We start from the raw sequence: 1,498 nt of genomic DNA, 5'->3' as shown, positions 1-1,498 counted from the left end.
AGCGACTGCAGGCCTTGCTCGACGAATCGCACCGAACCGACCACCGCATCCTCGGCGTCGGACTGTCCATCCCCGGCACCGCCGACACCGACCGAGGCTGCAGTCTCGACTCGCCGATCATGCACGGCTGGGACGGAGTGCCGCTGGCACCGTTCTTCGCCGACACCACGTCTGCTCCGGTGTTTCTCGACAACGACGCCAACGCGATGGTGCTGGCCGAACGCCGCGACAATCGAGATCGCTTCCAGAACGCCCTTCTGGTCAAGGCCTCGACCGGGCTCGGTGCCGGAATCGTCGCAGGCGGCGCATTGCAGCGCGGATCATTGGGCGCTGCAGGCGAATTCGGCCACACCAAGACCGCTGCCGCGGCAGGCGTCGCGTGCAGGTGCGGCGACAGCGGCTGCCTCGAAGCCATCGCGGGCGGCTGGGCTCTGGTGCGCGCACTCAACGAGCAGGGCCGCGAAGTGGGCCATGTCCGCGGCGTCGTCGATCTCGCGGTGAGCGGTGACCCCGAAGCGCGCAGACTCATTCGCGACAGCGGACGCCATATCGGTGAAACTCTGGCCGGTGCCGTCAATCTGCTCAACCCCGAGGTCCTCATCGTCGGCGGCGACATGGCGAACGCCTACGACATCTTCGTCGCCGGCCTCCGCGAGACCGTCTACGGAAACGCCACCGCGCTGGCCACCAAGGCCCTCACCATCCAGGCCACCACCCACGGTGACCTTTCCGGGGTGATCGGCAGTGCGGCGCTGGTGCTGGATCAGGTGCTCAGCGCCCGGGCCGTCGACGACGCACTGGGCGGCTGACCGCGGGCATCGTCGCCGCGGTTGCCGCTCGTCGCACTCCAGCGACCGCCGGGCGCACCGCGATGCGTCGATTCGAGGACGCACACCGGCGGCCCACATAGGGTGATCGCAGTCACACCTGCGATCCTGGAGACCCCACACATGTCACTGAAAGCGGCCGACGAACCACACGTCGAATTGCTGAAGACAGATCCCGACCTACCGCCGGTCGGCGTCGTCGAGTCACATCCGATGACCCCGATCAAGCGCCTGATGCTCGTTGCCATCGGCCTACTCGGCGGTGTTGCGTGGACGATCATCGCGATCGTCCGCGGAGAGAATCCCAACGCCGTCTGGTTCGTCATCGCCGCGGTGTGTACGTACATCTTCGCTTTTCGCTTCTACGCCAGGCTGATAGAACGCAAGATCGTCCTCCCACGCGACGACCGCGCCACTCCTGCCGAGATTCTGGAAAACGGCAAGGACTACATGCCGACGGACCGTCGGGTGCTGTTCGGCCACCACTTCGCCGCCATCGCCGGAGCAGGCCCGCTCGTCGGCCCCGTCCTCGCCGCCCAGATGGGCTACCTGCCCGGCACCATGTGGATCATCATCGGCGTCGTGTTCGCCGGGGCGGTCCAGGACTTCCTGGTGCTGTGGATCTCCACCCGCCGCCGCGGACGCAGCCTCGGGCAGATGGCCCGCGACGA

Annotated in this window: 2 protein-coding genes; both read left to right on the top strand. The window is 67.2% G+C overall.

Annotated elements, in window-relative coordinates:
- Positions 1 to 809: ROK family protein (locus tag QM590_RS25770; RefSeq protein ID WP_283279477.1), on the top strand; the 809-nt coding region annotated here is incomplete at its 5' end.
- Between the two features lie 141 nt (positions 810 to 950).
- Positions 951 to 1,498, top strand: a 548-nt coding sequence (locus tag QM590_RS25765) for a carbon starvation CstA family protein (RefSeq protein ID WP_283279476.1), incomplete at its 3' end; no start/stop codon positions are given.

Origin of the sequence: Rhodococcus sp. IEGM 1372, assembly GCF_030056835.1 — a bacterium.
Lineage (GTDB): Bacteria > Actinomycetota > Actinomycetes > Mycobacteriales > Mycobacteriaceae > Rhodococcoides.
This window is presented reverse-complemented; position numbering and strand designations above follow the sequence as displayed.